Below are 20,625 nucleotides of genomic sequence, written 5' to 3' on the forward strand. Positions count from 1 at the left end.
TTCATCGGCGATCCCGCGGCAGCGGGGGCAGGTTCTCGGCTAGCACCCATTCGCCGATGAATCGGCTCCTACATAAGGCGGGCCCCGTCTGCGACGCGCTCCGTAAGAAAATCGATAAACGCCCGCACCCGCAACGGAACAAACCGGCTGTGCGGGTAAAGAAGATTGAATGGACGTGACCGCCCGCCAAGTTGTGGCAGCAATTCAACGAGCGTGCCCTCAGCCAGGTCACGCTCGACGATGAAACGGTACGTCTGAAACACACCCGCTCCCGCGCGGGCAAGCGTCACCCCGCCCAGCACATCCTCGCCCACGGTGAATGCGCTCTCGGCTTCGAACTCCACATCGTCACCGGATTCCCGAAACAACCACGGAATCCGCCGCCCGCTGCTGGGCAGGTCGAACTGGATGCATTCCAGCGTCGCCAGCTCGGCGAGTGTTCGAGGGGGCGGCCTGCGTTCGAGATAAGCCGGAGAGGCGATTACTACAAGCGCCGCGTCTTCGAGGTGGCGCACGATCATGGTGGAGTCCGCCTGCGCTCGCACACGAATGGCGAGGTCGAACGCATCGTCGGCAAAGGCGATGTTGCGATTGCTGATGTGCAGGTCGAGCAGGACATCCGGGTGCTCGCGGTGAAACGCGGGCAAGAGCGGGAGTAAGCGGTAGTGCGCGTAGGTCGTGGGTACGCTGATACGCAGGCGACCGGCGGCGCGCCCCTGCTGGCCCGTCGCCATCTGCTCGGCTTCGGCGAACTGGGCGAGTGCCTGGCGGCTTTGGTCGAGGTAAACGCGTCCCGCCTCGGTCAGGCGGATGTTTCGGGTCGTGCGGACGAACAGGCGAACGCCGAGTCGTGCCTCCAGGCGGGCCACCGAGCGGCTCACCGCCGCCGGTGTGACCCCGGCCGCCGTGGCGGCGGCGGTAAAGCCCCCAAGCTCGCCGGCCAGGCAGAACAGTTCGATGCTGCCCAGCATCAGGTCGTCGAACTGCCTCTGCATGACGTTACACCGTGTAATGAGTCTTGTGTCCCGGATCTTATTTATCCCTGTCTGCCGTAGCAATAGATTGTGTTCCAGCCCGGCGCCGCCTGGCCCCGGAACACACAATCAGGAGTTCAATCCTCATGAGCACGAACAAGACAGCCATCGTCACCGGTGCCTCCAGTGGCCTTGGATTCGCCATCGCCAAGGCTTTCCTTGACCTCGGTTACAACGTCGTCGGTAACGCCCGCACCCAGGAGCGCCTCGACACGGCAGCGGCTGAACTCGGCAACCCGGACCGGTTCCTCGGCGTGGCGGGTGACATCAGCCTGCCGGAAACCGCCGAGCGCCTGCTCGATCACGCGCTGGAAGCCTTTGGCCAGGTCGATGTGCTGGTGAACAACGCTGGCATTTTCGTCGCGCGGGATTTCATCGACTTCACCGCGGCGGAAATCGACTCGGTGATCGACACCAACCTGCGTGGCTTCATCTATCCCACCCAGGTCGTCGCTCGCCACATGGTCTCTCGCAACCAGGGCAGCATCGTCAACGTGACGGCATCGGTAGGCATGCAGCCGGATCGTAATGTCCCGGGCACGATGGCTGTGTTGACCAAGGGTGGGTTGAACGCCGTGACACGTGGACTTTCGATCGAGCTTTCGCGCCATAACGTGCGCGTCAATGCCGTGGCGCCGGGCGTCATCGACACCCCGATGCACTCACCCGAGACACACGACTTCCTCAGTGGCCTGAATCCTGCCGGTCGCCTGGGTACGCCGGAAGAAATCGCCGAGGCCGTGGTTTACCTCGCGCAGGCTTCCTTCATCAATGGCGTGGTCCTGCCGGTCGACGGCGGCGGCACCGCCGGTCGCTGGTAATCGCCAACATGCCCTACGTCAACGTTCGTATCACCAAAGAAGGCAATACGCCTGAGCAGAAAGCCCAGGTCATCGCCGAGATCACCGAGACTCTCGAGCGCGTCCTTGGCAAACCACCGGAGGTGACCTTCGTGGTCATCGACGAGGTGCCGATGGAGGATTGGGGCTACAAGGGATTGCCCACGTCGAAGTTGCGGCCACCGAATCCCGGCCCGCTCTGATTACCGACATCCAAAGCCGCTGACGAAACTCAGCGGCTTTTTTGGTCCTTCGCGGAATGCCAGGGCGCCGAAGGGGTCGGTTCGCTCGCGTTGCGAGTGCGTGTTTTTAGCGGCTCGCGCGCCGCCGATTGCGTGAAGGGGTTAGGCGCAGAGCCTTCGGTGCCCACCCTCGCTGCTCAGACACGTCCTCCGCGTTTCGTAGCGGAAAGGCCGCTGCGCGGCCGTGTACTTATTTGGCCTACGGCCGCTCCACTTGTGCGGAACTCGCCTCGAGGGTGGGCACCGAAGGCTCTTCCCATCCTTGAGGTTCGTGCGGGTCGAGCCGACGAAGCAACGCCGCTTCGGCTGCTGGCGCGTCGCCATCGTTAAGCGGTCAACCGCGTCGCGCCGGTTGCGATCGTCCGCGCGAGGCAGCGCGGTGGCTACGAAGGCTCACCGAGGAGCCGGAAATGACATGCCAGCACGACCGCCGTAACGGCCCGCTTGGGCGGCCACACCCACGCCAACGGCTCTCCTTCCCGCTGACCGTATCGTCGTGAGAGACCTTGGTGTCCACCCTCGAGGCGAGTTCCGCACAAGTGGAGCGGCCGTAGGCCAGTTAGATACATGGGCCGCGTGAGCGGCCTTCCTTTTCGAACGCGGAGGACGTGTCTGAGCAGCGAGGATGGGGACCAAGGTCTCCCCGCGAGACGCCCAAGTGTAAAGAGCGATGGCGCAAGCCGAGCCGCCCGCGAGCGGACGCAGCAATACGCGAATCTTTCAATCGTTGGTGATAGGACGTCGTTGATCCTATGGAGAGAAGGCATTGGCCCGATCCATAGTCAGTCCCTATCGACCCCGTCACAAATATGAATTTCCCTTATCAGTCGACGGGACCTAACGTTGCACCCACGTCGCGGCCCCCACCGCACGCCTCTCCCACGAACACCAGCAAGGGTAAGACCCATGAGCAAGCTGACCACCGTATTCGGTGCCCCCGTCGCCGACGACAACAACACGATGACCGCCGGCCCGCGTGGCCCGGCCCTGCTGCAGGACGTCTGGTTCCTCGAGAAGCTCGCCCACTTCGATCGTGAAGTCATTCCCGAGCGCCGCATGCACGCCAAGGGCGCCGGCGCTTTCGGTACCTTCACGGTGACCCACGACATCACTCAGTACACCCGCGCGAAGATCTTCTCCGAAGTGGGCAAGACCACCGAGATGATGGCGCGGTTCTCGACCGTAGCCGGCGAGCGTGGCGCGGCCGACGCCGAGCGCGACATCCGCGGCTTTGCCATGAAGTTCTACACGGAAGAGGGCAACTGGGACCTGGTCGGCAACAACACCCCGGTGTTCTTCATCCGCGATCCGCTGAAGTTCCCGGACCTCAACCATGCCATCAAGCGCGACCCGCGCACCGGCATGCGTAGCGCCGACAACAACTGGGATTACTGGACGCTGCTGCCCGAGGCCCTGCACCAGGTCACCATCGTGATGAGCGAGCGCGGTGTGCCGAAGTCGTTCCGCCACATGCATGGTTTCGGCAGCCACACCTATAGCTTCATCAATGCGAACAACGAGCGTTTCTGGGTGAAGTTCACCTTCAAGACCCAGCAGGGTATCCAGAACCTCACCGACGACGAAGCCGGGCAGGTGGTCGCCAAGGACCGCGAGAGCAACCAGCGCGACCTGTACGAGGCCATCGAGCGCAAGGAATTCCCGCGCTGGACGCTGTACGTGCAGATCATGCCGGAGGCCGAGGCGGCCAATACGCCGTACAACCCGTTCGACCTGACCAAGGTCTGGCCGCATGGCGATTACCCGCTGATCGAAGTCGGCTTCTTCGAGCTGAACCGCAATCCGGAGAACTTCTTCCAGGATATCGAGCAGGCCGCGTTCGCACCCGCCGTTATCGTGCCGGGCATCGGCTTCTCGCCGGACAAGATGCTCCAGGGGCGCCTGTTCTCCTACGGCGACACGCAGCGCTACCGTCTGGGCGTGAACTATGCGCAGATCCCGGTGAATGCCCCGCGTTGCCCGGTCCACTCGTATCACCGTGACGGCGCGATGCGCGTCGACGGGAACGGGGGTGGCTCGACGAGCTACGAGCCGAACAGCCGTGGCGCCTTGCAGGCCCAGCCGGACTTCTCCGAGCCGCCGTTGGAAATCGGCGAGACGGTGGCCAAGCGCTGGAATCATCGCGAAGACACCGACTACTTCTCGCAGCCGCGCAAGCTGTTCGAAATGATGAGCCCGGCGCAGAAGCAGACGCTGTTCGATAACACGGCCCGCGCCATCAAGGGTGCCTCGCAGCCGGTGGTCCAGCGTCATATCGACAACTGCACGGCCTGCCACCCGGACTACGGCAAGGGCATCGCCGACGCGGTGGCGAAGCTCGGCTGATAGCACGGTAACAACAGAGGGGCCGGAAACGGCCCCTCTTGTTCAGGCAAGAACGACGAGGCAACCATGGTCGACTACCTCTCTTACTTCGAACGCAGCATCGACGCCCTCAAGCAGGAGCGCCGGTACCGCGTGTTCGCCGACCTGGAACGCCAGGTGGGTCGGTTTCCGAAGGCCATGCTCCACGGGGCGGATGGCGCGAAGGAAGTCACCGTCTGGTGTTCCAACGACTACCTCGGCATGGGTCAGCACCCGGACGTGATCCAGGCGATGAGCCACGCTGCACGGACCATGGGCGCCGGCGCGGGCGGGACGCGGAACATCTCCGGCAACCACCACGCAATTATCGAACTCGAGGATGAACTGGCCGATCTGCACGACAAGGAGGCCGCACTGGTCTTCACCTCGGGCTATGTATCCAATCTTGCCGGTATCGCAACGATAGCCCGGCTCCTGCCGGATTGCGTGATCCTGTCGGACGCGCTGAACCACAATTCCATGATCGAGGGGGTACGCGCCTCGGGTGCCGACAAGCGCATCTGGCGTCACAACGATCTGGCACACTTGGAAGATCTCCTGGTTCGCGCAGGAAATCGACCGAAGCTGATCGCCTTTGAAAGCGTCTATTCGATGGATGGAGACATCGCGCCCATCGGGGCTATCTGCGATCTCGCCGAAAAGTACGACGCGATGACCTATATCGACGAAGTGCATGCCGTGGGCATGTACGGATTGCGCGGCGGTGGCATCGCCCAGCGTGAGGGCGTGGCACACCGCATCGACGTTATCGAGGGGACGCTGGCAAAGGCTTTCGGCACGTTGGGCGGGTACATCGCGGGTCGCAAGGCCGTCGTAGATGCGGTGCGTTCGCACGCGCCCGGTTTCATTTTCACCACCACGCTGCCGCCGCCGGTCGCAGCAGCAGCCACGGCGTCGGTCCGCCATCTCAAGGCGTCGCAGTCGGAACGGCAGGGACAGCAGCAGGCGGTGCATGCGACCAAGGCCGCGCTGGCTTCTTCCGGTTTGCCGCTCATTCCGAGCGAAACCCATATCGTGCCGCTGCTGGTCGGCGACGCTGACCTGTGCAAGCGGGCGAGCGACCTGCTGCTCGATCGCCACGGCATCTACATCCAGCCGATCAATTATCCCACCGTGCAGCGTGGCACGGAGCGCCTGCGCATCACGCCCACGCCTTTCCACGATGCGGCACTGGTCGAACAGCTCAGGCGGGCCCTCGTCGACGTCTGGAATGAACTTGGCCTGCCGCTCGGCAAGCCGGTGGCCGAGCGCGACCATCCTTCGCTCACGGTAGCCGCCGGAGGCTGACTATGACCGCCACAGACCCGAACACCGCGCTGTTCCACGCATGGGAGCCGCCCCAGCGGCGAATGCCCACCACCAGCACAGCGAGCCTGCCCCGATCGACGCTGCGTCCACAAACACAGGCAGCCACTCCGGTCACCCGAGGCAAAGTCGGCATCCTCCTCTCCAACCTCGGCACGCCCGACGGCACCGACTACCGCTCTGTCCGTCGCTACCTCGCGGAATTCCTCTCCGACCAGCGCGTGATCGAACTGCCGAAGCTCGTCTGGCAGCCCATTCTCCAGGGCGTCGTGTTGTTGCGCCGGCCCGCGGTCAAAGGCAAGGACTATGAACGCATCTGGAATCACGACCTCGACGAGAGCCCGTTGAAAACCGTGACCCGAAACCAGGCGACAAAACTGGCGTCCTGGGCGGCAGAGATATTTGGAGAGGACCGGGTGGCTGTCGATTGGGGTATGCGCTATGGCAACCCGTCGATCGAGGACGCCGTGGTTCGTCTTATGTCGCAGGGATGCGAGCGACTCCTGATGTTTCCGCTCTACCCGCAGTATTCGGCAACGACCACGGCAACAGCCAATGACCGGCTGTTCGAGGTGTTACGAGGCTTGCGCAACCAGCCGGCAGTTCGCGTGGTGCCGGCGTACTTCGATGAGCCGGCGTATATCGAAGCCCTGGCCCGTTCAGTGCGGACGACACTGGAAAGGCTCGCGGAGGAGCCCGAGGTGATCGTTGCTTCCTTCCATGGTATTCCCCAGCGCAACATCGCCCTCGGCGATCCCTATTACGAGCAGTGCCAACACACCGGCGAGTTGCTTCGCGATGCACTGAATCTGCCGGCGACGCGGTTCCGTATCAGCTACCAGTCACGATTCGGCTATGCGGACTGGCTGCAGCCGTATACCGAGGCCACCATGCGTCAACTCGCTCACGAGGGTGTCCGTCGCATCGCGGTCATTTCTCCCGGCTTCGCAGCGGATTGCATCGAGACGATCGATGAGATCGGTCGCGAGAACGCCCACTACTTTCGGGACGCTGGCGGCGAGGCATTTACGCTGATTCCTTGCCTTAACGACAGCGACGATGGCATGGCGGTGCTGTGCGACCGCGTGCTGGAGGAGACGCAGGGATGGCTGTGAAGCATGCGACCCGCCAGGATCCGGCCAGCGAACGTGGCAACCTCGCAGGGCTGTCATTGCGCGATCTGGAATACGTCGTTGCCGTGGCGGATCTTGGAAACTTCATGCGTGCGGCCGAGCGCTGCCACGTCACCCAGCCCTCGCTTTCAGTGCAGATTCGTCGAGTGGAGGAGCGGTTGGGGACGGTGATCTTCGAGCGGACCACGCGGAAAATCCTGGTCACGGAGCAGGGCGCCCGCCTCGTGGAACAGATGCGCAAGATACTTGTGGAAGGGAGACGTCTGCTGGATATCGCGTCGCGCCCGGAGCATGCCTTCGGCGGCACGTTGCGGCTATCGGCCATCGCTACGCTCGGGCCCTACTACTTCCCATACGTTCTGGCGGATATCCAGAAGGCCTTCCCGGCTGTATCCCTCGAACTCGGCGAAGGGAAGACGGACGATCTTGTCCATGCGCTGCTTCGCGGCGAACTCGACGTCGTGCTGATGTCCGCGCCGGTCACCCATACGCAGGTGAGCTGCGTTGCGGTTTTTCAGGAGCCCTTCTGGCTGGCATGCCGTGAGGATCATCCGGCAAACACGGAAACCGGGGATCTCTGGGCATCGCTGAAGCCTCGCGAGCGGCTCTTGCTGGAAGAAGGCCACTGCCTGCGCGAGCAGGCGCTGGCCGCGTGCGACGACGTTGCTCCCGATCAGCGCCAGGGCACGAGCCTGGAGACGCTGCGCTATATGGTGGCCGCTGGTGAAGGCTGCACGCTCATGCCGCAGCTGGCGACGACGCGCGTGCAGGGCATGCGCTATCTGCCGCTACCGGACGATTTTGCCCGGACTATCGTGCTGGCATGGCGCAAGTCGGACCAGCGCGCGGATGATTTCCGCGCGCTGGCTCAGACACTTCGGGAGGTGAGACATCCGCGGCTTGTTGCGGATTCCGATTTTCGCGAGTAATGGTACCGCTGCCGCGGGATCGCCGATGAATCGGCTTCTACCGAGCGGGGCGCTCGTTACTATTTGACGACCGGTAGTTCTACAAACGTTCCGTTACTGCCGTCCCGCACGACCTTTTGCGTTGCCTTGCGATAGTCGCTGGGCTTTGCATTGAAGATGTTAGGCACGAACGTCTGTGGATTCCGGTCATACAACGGGAACCAGCTGGACTGGATCTGCACCATGACACGATGGCCGGGCTGGAACACGTGGTTCACCGTGGGCAAGGGAAAACGGTAATCCAGCGGCTTGTCCGGTGTGAGTGCGGCGGGTTTGTCGTAGCCCTCGCGGTAGCGGCCGCGGAAAATCTCCATGGCGATCGGTAGCTGGTATCCACCCATTGACGGCTTGTCTTCCACTTCATCCGGGTAAACGTCGATCAGTTTGACCACCCAGTCGCTGTCCGTACCGCTGGTCGAGGCGAGCAGATGCACCAGCGGTTCGCCGGCGACACCCATCGGCTTGTCCAGTACGGGGGAAACATAAGTGAGCACGTCGGTCCGCGTGGCGAACTGGCGCTGGTCGTCCACCAGCCACTCGGGCCAGCTATCCACCTGGTCGGGCGCGCCGTGTGACCACGCCTGGATGGGGCGTACGCGATAGGGCACCGGCTTGGCGGGGTCGGAGACGTAATCGTCCGAGCCCTGGGACGGAGCCGCAACACCGAGGCCGCCATCGGCTTCCGCATACCAGCGCTGCATCGCCGGGGCACAACCCGAGCGACAGGCGGACGGCCACGTATCCAGTTTGCGCCACGTGTTATCGCCGGTAACGAAGGCATTGACCGGCGCGATATTCGCTTTCGGCGCATCGTCCTTCAGGTACTGGGCGAGGAAGGGGCGCAGGATCTCCTGACGAAAGGTCGTGCCGGTATCGCTGCCCAGATCGAGTGCGCCGATGGTGTTCGCCTTCTCCCAGGTCTTGGCATGCCGCCATGGCCCGATGACAAGCCACACCTTCTTGTGCTCGGGATCGCGCGGCGCGAGTGCCCGATAGACGGCCATATCACCGTAGTTGTCTTCCTGGTCCCACAGGCTGTGCACGAGCATGGTCGGCACGGTCATGGGTTCCTTCGCGGCGATCTTATCGAGCGCCTGCCCGGACCAGAAACTGTCATACGCGGGGTGTGCGAGCACCTTCTGCCAGAAGCCGAGCGCCTCCATACCGTAAGCGCGGCCGATATCGCCGGCCGAGCCGCCACGCAGGTAGAGGTCGTAGTCATCGCGGTAGCCGCTGGACCAGCCGATGTTGCTCTCGCGCGAGTTCACCATGCCGTAGATGTAGGGAATCATCTGCTGGCGGAACGCCCCGCGGTGGAACCAGTCATCCCCCATCCAGCCGTCGATCATCGGGTTGATCGGCACAGCCACCTTGAGGGCGGGATGCGGATGGATCGTGGCGATCATCGCCTCGAAGCCGTCGTAGGAGATGCCGATGATGCCGACCTTGCCGTTCGACTCCGGCACGTGTTTCACCAGCCAGTCGATGGTGTCGTAGATGTCCGAGGATTCATCGATCGGCGTCGGGTTGCCAGGGCCGACTGGCGGCCGGTTCATCACGAAGTCGCCCTGGGAGCCGTGCTTGCCGCGGATGTCCTGGATAACCCGGATGTAGCCGTCCTGGACGATCACGTCGGACGGGTTGTCGTAGCCGCGCAGGGTGGGTCCGAGGTGCGGACTGTCCGCCCGATGCCCCATGCCGTCGGCGCCGTAAGGTGTGCGTGTGAGTAGCATGCCCGCGCGTTTCGCGCCCTTGGGCAGCAGGATCACCGTGTGCAGCGTCACCCCGTCGCGCATGGGGATGTCGACCGTGCGGCGTTCGAAATCGAACCCTGCATTCGTCGGTGTGAAATGGGCCGGCGTTTCCGTCGGCAGATTGTCATAGGTCTTCTCGCCGCCGACCGCCGGGGTCGCGAGGACCCCGGCGGCGAGCGCGACGATACCCAGTCGCAGTAGTGCGTGCATGACCTCTCCGTCAGAAGTCGTAGGTGATGCCGAAGCGGGCGTAACGCGGCTGCGTGTAGCTGATGACCTGGTTGTAGCCGTCATTCACCGACTTGGTGCTGCCGGAAACCGGGTTAAGGGCCTGCGCACGCTGCTGGTTGAGCAGATTGAATACCGAGACGTTGAAGGCCAGCTTGCGGTCGGCCCAGAGCGGACGGTACTCGACATTGGCGTCGATCAGCTCTTCCCACGGGTTGCGTCCCTTGTCGCCGGGACGCGACGGCACGCCGAAGCAGTAGTGATAGTAGCTGCCATAGCCGGACGGATCGCTTTCATCCGCGCCGTAACGACCCAGACAGGACTTCGGCGTACCGGACTGGATCGTCAGGTTGGCCGAGACCATCCATTCCGGGGTGACCTGATACGAGCCGTAGAGCTTGATCTGGTGCTTGCGATCGTTGGCAAGGTCGCCGTTGGCGTATTCCATCAGCGTGGCGTAGTCCCAGTCACGCGTGGCCGAGACCGAGCCCTGGCCCACGTCCGAACGCACCTGGCCTTCCGTGTTGCCGTAGCTACGCGAGAAAAGGTAGTCGACCTTGGCCGACCACTTGCCGTCGAACGGATGCGACAGGTAGGTATCCAGACCGTAATAGTTGCGCTTGAGCTGGGTGAAACCGAAGTCGTCGTTGGTGACCGTGACGTTGTAGTAACCGCCGTTCTGCTGTGCAAGCTGGTAAACGTTCGCGCGGCCCGGGTTGGACAGATAACAGCTGCCCACCGTCGTTGCGTCGATATCCGCACCCTGGGCGACCGCGGCACGGGTGATGGCGCCGTTGTCGCAGACGTCATCCAACGCGGTGCGCAGCTTGCGCACGGTAGCCTTCGTGCCCCAGATCCACGACGCATTGATCTGCTGGTCGAAGCCAAGAATGAACTCGTCCTGGTACTCCGACTTGATGTTCTTCGCGCTGACCGTGCGCGGATCGGGCGGCTGGCCGTACTCGCCGTTCGGAGACACGGCGCCGCCGGTGGCCGAGTTGACGAAGGTCATGCCGGTCGGCATGCCGCCGGCGTCGATCCCGGTATAGGTGAAGTACTGGTTGGTCGCGAGCGAGCCGGCCGAGGTGCGCAGGGCCACCGAGGCGGGCATGGCCAGGAAGTAACGACCGGCGTTGCCGTAGATCTTCATGCTGGAATCGCCCAGCACGTCGTAGCTGAAGCCCAGTCGCGGCGCCCACTGGGGCTTGGTCAGGCGCAGGTAGGCCTGGCCGGTCGGGTTGTAGTTGGTGAACTGGTCGTTGCGGATGCCCAGCGAGAGCAGCATCTTGTCGGTTACCTGCCAATCGTCCATGACGTATTGCGCACGCTGCTTCACGCGCACCGAGGCGAGCGTGTTGTAGTGGCGGATATAGCCGTAGTAGCCGGTTTCGCCGCCCGGGTAATTGCCCGGCTTGTCGACGAACGGACTGTCGCTGATGTTGAGGTTCGGATCCTGTTTCGCGTACCACAGCTCGTAGCCGTCGCCGCCGATGGTGGTGCCATCGTCGATGTCGTGCGAATCCTGATTATCGATACCGGCCGTAATGGAGTGGTTACCGATCTTGTAGTTCAGGTCGACGCGCAGGTTGCGGTTGGTCGAGGTGTGATCCGGATTGTCGATCGTATCCAGCGTCTGGCCGTTGGTGATAGGCGTGCCGCCTGTGATCGCCGGGTTTTCCGCGGACGAGTTTCCGATGAACGGCCCGGTGACGCCAGTGTTCGGCGGCTCGTTGTAATAGGTGAGCTTGGACTTGCCGTAGAGCGCGGTGAGCGTCAGGTCGTCCGTGATGTAGCTGGTGAACTTGGCCGTGTAGACCATGGCCTTGGTCTTGTACGTCGTGTCGGTGCTGACGAAATCGCCCTTGGTGTTCGTGTTGTAGTCGTAGTCGTACTCGTTACCGTTGGTGCGATGCGTCTGGCTGACGCCGGTCAGCTCGAGGATATTGCTGTCGTTGATGTTCCAGTCGATCTTGCCGTACCACTTCGGATCCTTGTACGTGTATTTCGTGTCGTACGAGTGGTTGACGTCGCCGATGCTGTTGCCTTCGGTGCGTGCCATTTCCAAGGCGGTGAAGATGTACAGCTTGTCCTTGATCAGCGGGCCGCCGGCATACGCGCTGACCGTGGAGGTCCACTCGTGGTTGTCGTCGTTGCGCTGTTCGATCGTACCCGGAGGCGCCGGGTTGCTGTGGCCGTAGGTGATGTTGCGCGCGTCGGCACGGGCGAAATCGGGTTCCCACAGCACCTGGGCGCCGAAGTGCCATTCATTCGTGCCGCGCTTGCCGACCTGGCTGATCACGCCGCCGTCCGAGCGGCCGTACATGGCGGAGTAACCGCCACTCAACACTTCTTCCTGGTCCACGGCGCCATAAGGCAGGCTGATGCCACCGAAACCGCTGAGCGGATCGGTAGTGTTCATGCCGTTGATGTAATACGCGTTCTCTGTCACCGAGGAGCCCGAGAAACTGACCAGCGAGTTGCCCATGGCGCCCTTGAAGCCGCTGTAGCCGGCCACGGCGCCCGGTGCGAGCAGGGCGACGCCTTCAGCGGTGCGGGCCAGTGGCAGGCGGGCCATCTCTGCAGCGGTGATGACCGTGCTCGATGCGACGGTGGCGACGTCGATTGTCGGCAGGTTGTTCGCCGAGACGGTAACGCCTGACAGATCCTGAGCGCCGCTTGCATTGGCGGCAGCGCCGCCATCGAACGACACATCGGTAGCCGCACCCACGCGCAGCGTGACGTTGTCACGCGAGTCGACGACCTTGCCATCGGCTTTGAGCGAGACCTTGTACGTGGCCAGCGGCAATGCTTCGGCGACATAGCGGCCACGCGAGTCAACGTTGACTTCGCGGGTGATGCCGTTGCTACCTTCGATCAGGACGGTTTCACCGGCGGCCACGGGGGCCTGGCCGGCAATACGGCCGGACGTCGCCTGGCCATGGGCGATGCCGGTAAGAGAGGCCGCGACGGCGGCGCAGAGTAGGGTGCGTCGGAGGGTGATGCGGGAACTCATAGGGATGCTCCGGAAGGTCTTTTGACGTGACAGTGAGGTTTCAATCGATCTAAACGTTGGGTGGAACAGGGCCTTCCTGGCACTTTGTTGTTTCAGGTGGATCGACCAGGCCTGCTTGCGCAGGCCCGCAGGATCAGGCGTACTCGATCTCGCCGATGGCCTTGCCGATCGCGGCAATCGCCCGCGACTTCTCCGAGCGCCGGTCGGTGACCAGCACGTCGATGCGATCGGCGGGACACCAGGCAACGCGACTGCGCACACCGATCTTTGAATGATCGGCTGCGATCACGATGCGGCGTGCATTCGCGCACATGGCTCGCGCGATTTCGGCTTCTTCCATTTCAAAACTGCTGGCACCGGCTTTTCCCTCGATGCCCACCGGCGACAGGATCGCCAGGTGGGGTTGGTAGCGCGCTATCTCGGCGATGGTGCCGGAGCCGCCGGTGCAGCCAATCTGCGCGTTGAAACGGCCACCGAGCAGGTGCACCTCGTTGCCGGTACGCGCCGCGAAGCGTGCGGCGACGTCCACGGCATTGGTGACGATCGTGAGGCCGCTACGCGTGGCGAGCGCCTCGGCAACGAGGGTCATCGTGCTGCCAGCGTCCATGAAAATGGTCTGGCCACTTTCCACCAGGCTGGCGACTTTCTTCGCGATGGCGCGCTTCTCGCGCACGCGGGTCGCGTGGCGCACGTCGATCGGCGGTTCGTCGCCGGTGAGTACCGCGCCACCGTGCACGCGGCGGATCTCGCCACGCTCGGCCAGCTCGACGAGATCGCGGCGGATCGTCTCGCGCGATACACCCAGCTCCGTCACGATGCGTTCGACGGAAACCTGACCGCTGGTGCGGAGGAGGTCGCGGATGCGGGTGTGCCTTTCTTCATGCCACATGGCGTCGGTCCTTGAGTACGTGGAGGAGGAGGCGCATCGCCCCGAGGGCGAGTGCGCCGGCCACGACGACGCACATGGCGTACGCCGCGGCCTGGGCGAGGAACCCGTTTTCGTCCAGTCGCATGACGGCGACGGACGCAAGTCCCAGACCGGGTGTCACGAGGAAGATCACGCCCGACAACGTCACCAGCGAGCGCATGAACAGATAAAAGAAGGTGGAAATGGCCGCCGGCATGGCAAACGGCAGCACGGCGTCGCGCAGGACATGGCGCGTGTCGCCGCCGAACGACGCGACGGCATCCTCGAGCGCATCCGGCACCTGGCGCATGCCGGTTTGCATCGTGAGAAAGGCCTGTGCGTGGTAGTGGTAGAGGCTGCACGCGGCAACGATGGCGGCGCTGCCGTAGAACCATCCCGAGAGCGCGCCATGGTTGAACGTGAGCACGTAACCGAGGCCGAGCACCATGCCGGGTACGGCGGCGGGCAGCGATGCGAGGACCTGCAGCGGGCGAGCGATGCGTGGCGAGGCACGGCGCAGTCCCGCCGATAGCGCGAAGATCATCACGACGCCGACCACGGCGGCGAGCAGCGAGACGCCAAGTGACGTCGCTACCGGGCCGTAACCGTCGGGCATGCCGCCGGTGTAATTGGCCAGCGTCAGCGTGCGATCGTAAGGCCATAGCTTGACGGCGCTCACATAGGCCACGGTGCCGACCACCGCGACCACGGGCAAGAGGGCGATCGCCGCCACCGTGCCGAGCACCGCGTCGCGTAAGGGATGATGCTCCGGTACGAGCGCGCGTCCCGGGCTCGCATCGCCACTGTCCTGTCGACGTTTCGCGAGGCGGCCAAGCCATACCGAAAGCAACGCCGGCGCCAGCAACACCACGCCGAGCGTGGCGCCCATGGCGAAATCGAGCTGGCCGACCACTTCGCTGTAAATCTCCATGGCGAGCACGCGGTAGCTGCCACCGACGACCACGGCGCTGCCGAAATCCGTGAGCGTTTCGGTGAAGACCAGGAAGGCGGCGGCGAGTAAGGCGAAGCGCAGGCGCGGCAGGGTGACGTCGATGAACTGGCGCCATGGTGTCGCACCCATGGATGCCGCGGCATCGTAGTGGCGTGCCGGCGTGCGCTCCAGCGCCGCCGAAACGATGATGACGACCTGCGGCAGGCCATAAAGCGTATTGGCGATCAGCAAACCCCAGAACCCGTAGATATCCGTCGGTATCCCGGTGAGGCGATGGACCAGGCCGTTACGGCCGAGCAGGCAGACCAGTCCGAGACCCAGCACCAGCGACGGCGCCAGCATCGGCAGCAGCAGCGCGCCGCGGATAAGGAACTTGCCGCGGAGGCGAGAGCGGTGCAGGGTCATGGCAAGGCAAAGGCCGAACGCCATCGTCGTAAACGTCGTGGCGACGCCGATGCTCAGGCTGCGAAGCGCCGCGCGAGGCAGGCCCGGATCGTCGAGAAGACGCCCGTAGTTGGCAAGAGTGAATGCGCCGTTCGCATCGGTGACGCTGCGCCAGAGCACGGTCAGCAACGGGTGCACGAAGAACAACAACAGGCCAAGGAGCGGAAGCGCCAGTAGCAAGGCGGCGCCGAATCGCGGGCGGGCGATGGCACGGGGTGCGACGACGCTGCTCACGTACTCACCCACGCGCCGCGTACGGCATCGATCGATACGGCTTCGCCGCGAACGAGGGGGCTGCGGCCAGGCAGTTCGGCGAGAACGCGGCGGCCGCGCCACGCGATATGGGCGCGCGCCAGGTTGCCGAGGAAGGTGATGTCTTCAATGACACCTTCGCCGCGCGGATCCGCGTCGATGAGCAGGTCTTCGGGACGCAGGCAGAGTTCGAAGGTCGAATCGGGGCCGGGCGGCCGGCGTTCGAGGAAGGCCGGCAGGGTCTCGCGCACGAAGCCTGTCGGCAGCAGGTTGGCATGACCGATGAAGTCGGCGACGAAGCGCGTGCGTGGCCGCTCATAGAGACAGCGCGGCGAACCGATCTGTTCGATACGCCCGTCGTTCATGCAGACAATGGTGTCGGCCATGGCCAACGCTTCATCCTGGTCATGCGTGACCATGATGGTGGGGATGCCTAGCGAGCGTTGCAGGGCACGAATCTCCCCGCGCAGTTGGCCCCGGATAGCCGGGTCAAGCGCGGAGAGCGGCTCGTCGAGCAGCAGCATCGATGGATTGGCCGCCAGCGCGCGAGCCAGCGCCACGCGTTGCTGCTGGCCACCGGAAAGCTGGTCCGGAAACCGTGTGGCCAGCGTGCCCAGACCCACGCGCTCCAGCCATTCACCGGTATGGGTGGCGATTGCGGCCGGCGATTCGCCGCGCAAGCGCATCGGATAACCGACGTTGGCGGCCACGGTCATGTCGGGAAACAGCGAATACGATTGGAAAACCAGGCCCATGCGACGTTCCCGCGCGGGCAGGGCGGTGATGTCCTGCCCGTCGAGGATGATCCGGCCCCTGTCAGGCGCGGTCAGGCCAGCGACGATACGCAACAGGGTGGTCTTGCCACAGCCGCTGGGGCCGAGCAGGCAGACGAAATCGCTTTCGCCGGCGTGGAACGACACGCCGTCGAGCACGGTATGTCCGCTCCAGGCCTTCGCGATGTCATCGATGCGAAGATGCATTCCCCTCGTCTCCCCGGCAGCCGGCGCGTCAGCGCGTCAGCTGCTTGAACCTGGCAATGAGTGCCGCGCGCTCACGCGCGGCAGTGGCGAAATCGCGCGCGGGTAGCGTCGCGACGAGATGGGCAGGCAGGCCTTGCCGAAGTTGTTCGTCCGTGGGTTCGCTGCCTGGCGTGGCCACGATCTCCTTGAAGCCTCGATATAACGCGGCGGCATCGGCGGAGGCTGTCCAGTCGAGAAAGCGCCTTGCCTCGGCGACGTGGGAGGCGCTCTTCATCATGGCCGAACCTTCGAGTTCGTAGCCCGCGCCATCGGCGGGAATCACCATGGTCACCGGGTAACCCTGGCGAATCGACTGCATGGCGGAGAACGCAAACGAGATACCGATGGGGAATTCGCCGATGCGCGCCAGCTTGCAAGGTGCCGACCCGGAGAGCGTTTCCTGGCCGACATTGCGTGCTATGTCGGTGACCAGGCGCATGCCTTCGGCGTTACGCCCTGCATCCGATAGTGAGGAAAGCACCATGTAGCCGGTCCCCGACGATGCGGGATCGGGCATGGCGATCTGACCGCGATACATCGGCGAGGTGAGGTCGCGCCACGTATGCGGCATGGGCAATCCGCGTTCTGCGAGCGCATCCCGGTTGACGCAAAGCGCCGCAAGGTAGCCGGTCGGGGCGAACCACGTCGAATCGCTCCCTCGAAAGCTCGCAGGCATGCGGTCGATGTTGCTACCGTGCACCGGCGTGAGCAGGGCGGCGATGCGGGGATCGAGCATATCGGTGACGGCCATCCCCCAGATCGCATCGTTACGTGGCTCGGCCGACTCGGCAAGCAAGCGTGCGGCGAGATCGCCGCTGGACAGGCGCAGCACGTGCACGTCGATGTCCGGCAGGGCCTTCTTTGCGGCAGCGAGATAGATGGCTATCTCGTCGCTCTCCAGTGCCGAGTAAACGGTCAGGTCCCCGGCACGCACGCTACCGCATGCCGCGAGCAGCGCAAGAACGCTTCCGATTTGGCGGTATACGTGCATGGTTGCCAGTCCAGTCCCCAGGGTTGAAAGATGACACATCCTTGTGGCGATTTGGGTATATTTGCAAACATGGGGCATATGGTCCAGCAGAGAATTTTCGTTTTTGTCATCAATCCGAAACGTGCAAACGCTAGGTCGCGCACGTTTTTTTCAGCCCAGGAGTGTCGTTGATGGAATCGTTGTCCGCCGCGGAGCGGAAGGAATTCGAGGTGTTTGCCACGGGCATCGCCGACAATGCACGCGCCTTTTCGTTGCCCCGGTTCCGCCAGCCGGTCGACGTCACCCTGAAGGGTGACATGAGCCCCGTGACAGCCGTCGACCGGGGTGTGGAATCCATGCTTCGCGAACGTATCGGCAACGCGTGGCCCGATCACGGCCTGCTGGGCGAGGAATACGGCGCGACCCGTATCGACGCCGAGTTCGTCTGGTCGATCGATCCCATCGACGGTACGCGCAGCTTCATTTCGGGCTGGCCGCTGTGGGGTACGCTGCTCGCGTTGCTTCGCCACGGCAAGCCCATGCTCGGCATCCTCGACATGCCGGCACTCGACGAGCGCTGGATCGGCCATGTGGGCGTCGGCACGACGATGAACGGTGCGTTCTGCCGCACCAGCGGATGCACGGCGCTGGAAGCGGCTACCTTGTACACGACCACGCCGGACATGTTCACGCCCGACGAATGGGCGCGTTTCGACCGTACCAGCCGCGCCGCGTATACCCGCCGCTTCGGTGGCGACTGCTACGGTTACGGCATGTTGGCGTCCGGTCATATCGATGCAGTGATAGAAGCGAATCTTATGCCGTACGACTATCTGGCCATCGCGCCGGTGGTCCAGGCGGCAGGTGGCGTCATCACCGACTGGGAAGGCCGCACACTCGGCCTGGACAGCGGCGGTCGCGTGGTCGCCGCCGCGACACCGGCCCTGCATGCCGCCCTGATCGAATCGCTTGCCAAGGACTGAACCCTTTCATGGTTTCCCGCGATCGCCGTCGTTTCCTCCATGCCGCCGGGACCACGGTGGCGGCGTCACTGCTCGCCCAGGGTTTTCCTGCCTCCATCGCGCGCGCCTTGGCGACACCGCCGGACCGACGAACGGGCACGATCGCGGACGTGGCTCACGTGGTCATCCTCATGCAGGAGAACCGCTCGTTCGATCACTACTTCGGTAGTCTGCGTGGCGTACGTGGCTTCGCCGATCCCCGCGTGGTGGAACTGGCCAATGGCGATCCCATCTGGCGCCAGCCGGTCGCGACGACGCATACGAAGTATTGGAAATCGCGTGGCGTGGCCGATGACGTGGCCTGGGTCTATCCCTTCCACCTGGATACGCACGCCAGCGGTGACCATCATGAAGGCACCGACCATGGCTGGAGCACCGGCCACGGCGCGTGGAATCTTGGCCGCAGCGACCGCTGGATCGAACAGAAGCAGGACGTACTGACAATGGCGCATCTGCGCCGCGAGGACGCCGCGTTTCATTACGCCCTGGCGGATGCCTTCACGGTCTGCGATGCCTACCACGCGTCTGCTCTGGCCGACACGGCGATCAATCGCATCTACCTGTGGAGCGGCACCTCGGATCCGTCTGGCCGGCTTGGTCGCAAGTTGAACGGGCCGGGCAGTGAAGAGCGTCCCGATACCAACGGCTACACATGGACGACGTATCCGGAGCGGCTGGAAAAGGCCGGCGTGAGCTGGCGTGTTTACCAGGGCGGCACCGGCGAACCGGATTCCCCGTCCGACAACTACACCGACAACTCGCTCGAGTTCTTCGCGAAGTACCAGGTGAAAGAGGGCGCCGATCCGACCGGTTCGCTGGTACGCAATGGCGTATCGACGCATACGCTTCGGGAACTCCGCGAGGACGTGCGGCACGATCGCTTGCCGAAGGTGAGCTGGATCGTCGCGCCGTACAAATACAGCGAGCATCCGACCTCCTCCCCGGCGGATGGTGCGTTCTACATCCGCAGTGTTCTCGATGCCCTCACGGCGAACCCCAAGGTGTGGGGCCGCACCGTCCTGTTCCTCAACTACGACGAAAACGATGGCTTTTTCGATCACGTGGTTCCGCCGGCGCCGCCGTTGGAGAGCGGGCAGGGCGGCGAAGGCGTCGTTTCGGACGATCTGGTCGCGGGTCTTTCCGACGAGATCATGGACCTCGATGCGCATCCGCGGATCGTCGCGCCTCTTGTGCCTGGCAGCGATCCCGGCGGCGAACAACCCGTGGGAGTCGGAAATCGCGTGCCGATGATCGTGGTCTCACCCTGGACCCGTGGCGGCTGGGTGTGCTCGGAAACCTTCGACCACACCTCGGTACTGCGTTTCCTCGAGAAACGGTTCGGCGTCGACGAGCCCAACATCAGCACCTGGCGCCGATCGATCTGCGGCGACCTGACGAGTGCCTTCGATTTCGCAGGCACGGCCGACAACCACATGCCGACGATCGCCTTGCCCGAAGGCTCGCCTGGCAAGGCGCCGATCAACGTTCCCTCGTCGCAATCGATGCCCGCGCAGGAGCCCGGCGTGCGTCCGGCACGTGCGATCGGCTATGCGTGGACGGTCGAGCACCGCCTCCTCGGAGGCAGGAGCCGTATCGTCTTTGCCAACGCAGGAACGTCTGGCGCGGCATTCCTCGTTTACGACGGTCTGGACCGGGAGGCCCCGCCGCGGCGCTACGCCGTCAGTGCTGGCGCCAGCATTGTCGACGAATGGAAGGTTGCGAGCGCCGGCGACGCATACAGCCGGCGTATCCATGGCCCGAACGGTTATTTCGCCGCCATGCGCGGCTTTGCCGATGATGCGCTGGAGGCGAGCGTTCACGGCACGGCAGGGGCACGTGCTGTCGACGTGGTGTTGAGCAACCGGGGCGCGGCGCCCGTCGTCTGCTGCGTCGCCAATGCGTACAGCCGCGGCGAGCCCCGGGTCGTGACCCTCGCGACGGGCGCCAACCAGACGCTCGCCCTGGACCTTGCATCCAGCGCGGGCTGGTATGACGTCACGATCACGGTGCCGAACGCGCCTCGCTACCTGCGGCGCTTCGCCGGGCACCACGAGGATGGCCGGCCGTCCACCAGCGATCCGGGCCCAGGCAAAGCTAACGATTCCCCGTAGGAGCCGATTCATCGGCGATCCCGCGGCAGCGGGCCAGGGTAAGGCGAGCA

15 protein-coding genes are annotated in these 20,625 nt (G+C 64.0%); 8 read left to right on the plus strand and 7 right to left on the minus strand.

Annotated elements, in window-relative coordinates; translation table 11 throughout:
• Positions 1 to 68: 68 nt before the first annotated feature.
• Positions 69 to 995: a LysR family transcriptional regulator gene (locus HB634_RS07290; RefSeq protein WP_213948113.1), complete on the minus strand. Its 927-nt coding sequence runs from the start codon at positions 993 to 995 to the stop codon at positions 69 to 71.
• A gap of 125 nt (positions 996 to 1,120) precedes the next feature.
• Between HB634_RS07290 and HB634_RS07295 the strand changes: the two genes are divergently transcribed.
• The 6 genes from HB634_RS07295 to HB634_RS07320 all read left to right on the plus strand — a co-directional run bounded on the left by HB634_RS07295 (position 1,121) and on the right by HB634_RS07320 (position 7,864).
• The gene (locus HB634_RS07295) at positions 1,121 to 1,855 is read left to right on the plus strand and encodes an SDR family oxidoreductase (RefSeq protein ID WP_063573869.1); all 735 of its coding nucleotides are present in this window, start codon (positions 1,121 to 1,123) and stop codon (positions 1,853 to 1,855) included.
• An 8-nt stretch (positions 1,856 to 1,863) separates the two neighbouring features.
• A complete protein-coding gene (locus tag HB634_RS07300) occupies positions 1,864 to 2,076 on the plus strand; it encodes a 4-oxalocrotonate tautomerase family protein (RefSeq protein WP_213948114.1) in 213 nt (70 codons plus the stop codon).
• Between the two features lie 945 nt (positions 2,077 to 3,021).
• Positions 3,022 to 4,458, plus strand: coding sequence for a catalase (locus HB634_RS07305; protein ID WP_213948115.1), 1,437 nt, complete (start codon positions 3,022 to 3,024; stop codon positions 4,456 to 4,458).
• Positions 4,459 to 4,524: 66 nt separating this feature from the next.
• Positions 4,525 to 5,784, plus strand: a complete 1,260-nt coding sequence (hemA, locus tag HB634_RS07310) for a 5-aminolevulinate synthase (RefSeq protein WP_213948116.1) — start codon at positions 4,525 to 4,527, stop codon at positions 5,782 to 5,784.
• Positions 5,785 to 5,786: 2 nt separating this feature from the next.
• Complete coding sequence (gene hemH / locus HB634_RS07315; protein WP_213948117.1) at positions 5,787 to 6,917, plus strand: ferrochelatase; 1,131 nt, start codon at positions 5,787 to 5,789, stop codon at positions 6,915 to 6,917.
• Positions 6,908 to 7,864 (plus strand): LysR substrate-binding domain-containing protein, encoded by a 957-nt coding sequence (locus HB634_RS07320; RefSeq protein ID WP_063571045.1) that lies wholly within the window; start codon positions 6,908 to 6,910, stop codon positions 7,862 to 7,864. Before hemH ends, HB634_RS07320 begins: the two co-directional genes overlap by 10 nt.
• A 59-nt stretch (positions 7,865 to 7,923) precedes the next feature.
• On the opposite strand, the gene HB634_RS07325 is transcribed toward HB634_RS07320, so the two are convergent.
• The 6 genes from HB634_RS07325 to HB634_RS07350 all read right to left on the minus strand — a co-directional run bounded on the left by HB634_RS07325 (position 7,924) and on the right by HB634_RS07350 (position 17,463).
• Positions 7,924 to 9,867: a CocE/NonD family hydrolase gene (locus tag HB634_RS07325; RefSeq protein WP_255548417.1), complete on the minus strand. Its 1,944-nt coding sequence runs from the start codon at positions 9,865 to 9,867 to the stop codon at positions 7,924 to 7,926.
• Between the two features lie 10 nt (positions 9,868 to 9,877).
• Positions 9,878 to 12,898: a TonB-dependent receptor gene (locus tag HB634_RS07330; protein ID WP_213948118.1), complete on the minus strand. Its 3,021-nt coding sequence runs from the start codon at positions 12,896 to 12,898 to the stop codon at positions 9,878 to 9,880.
• Between the two features lie 133 nt (positions 12,899 to 13,031).
• On the minus strand, positions 13,032 to 13,787 hold the full coding sequence (locus HB634_RS07335; RefSeq protein WP_063571042.1) for a DeoR/GlpR family DNA-binding transcription regulator: 756 nt from the start codon (positions 13,785 to 13,787) through the stop codon (positions 13,032 to 13,034).
• Positions 13,777 to 15,435, minus strand: a complete 1,659-nt coding sequence (locus tag HB634_RS07340; RefSeq protein ID WP_213948119.1) for an ABC transporter permease subunit — start codon at positions 15,433 to 15,435, stop codon at positions 13,777 to 13,779. The genes HB634_RS07335 and HB634_RS07340 overlap by 11 nt, the downstream gene beginning before the upstream one ends.
• Positions 15,432 to 16,433, minus strand: coding sequence for an ABC transporter ATP-binding protein (locus tag HB634_RS07345; protein ID WP_213948120.1), 1,002 nt, complete (start codon positions 16,431 to 16,433; stop codon positions 15,432 to 15,434). The genes HB634_RS07340 and HB634_RS07345 overlap by 4 nt, the downstream gene beginning before the upstream one ends.
• Before the next feature lie 28 nt (positions 16,434 to 16,461).
• Positions 16,462 to 17,463, minus strand: a complete 1,002-nt coding sequence (locus HB634_RS07350) for an ABC transporter substrate-binding protein (RefSeq protein ID WP_213948121.1) — start codon at positions 17,461 to 17,463, stop codon at positions 16,462 to 16,464.
• Between the two features lie 170 nt (positions 17,464 to 17,633).
• Between HB634_RS07350 and HB634_RS07355 the strand changes: the two genes are divergently transcribed.
• Together HB634_RS07355 and HB634_RS07360 are read left to right on the plus strand one after the other, a co-directional pair.
• Complete coding sequence (locus HB634_RS07355) at positions 17,634 to 18,425, plus strand: inositol monophosphatase family protein (RefSeq protein ID WP_213948122.1); 792 nt, start codon at positions 17,634 to 17,636, stop codon at positions 18,423 to 18,425.
• An 8-nt stretch (positions 18,426 to 18,433) separates the two neighbouring features.
• Complete coding sequence (locus tag HB634_RS07360; protein ID WP_213948123.1) at positions 18,434 to 20,575, plus strand: phospholipase C, phosphocholine-specific; 2,142 nt, start codon at positions 18,434 to 18,436, stop codon at positions 20,573 to 20,575.
• The last annotated feature ends 50 nt before the right edge of the window (positions 20,576 to 20,625 follow it).

This window comes from Luteibacter sp. dw_328 (genome assembly GCF_018449605.1).
In the GTDB taxonomy this organism is placed as follows: Bacteria; Pseudomonadota; Gammaproteobacteria; order Xanthomonadales; family Rhodanobacteraceae; genus Luteibacter.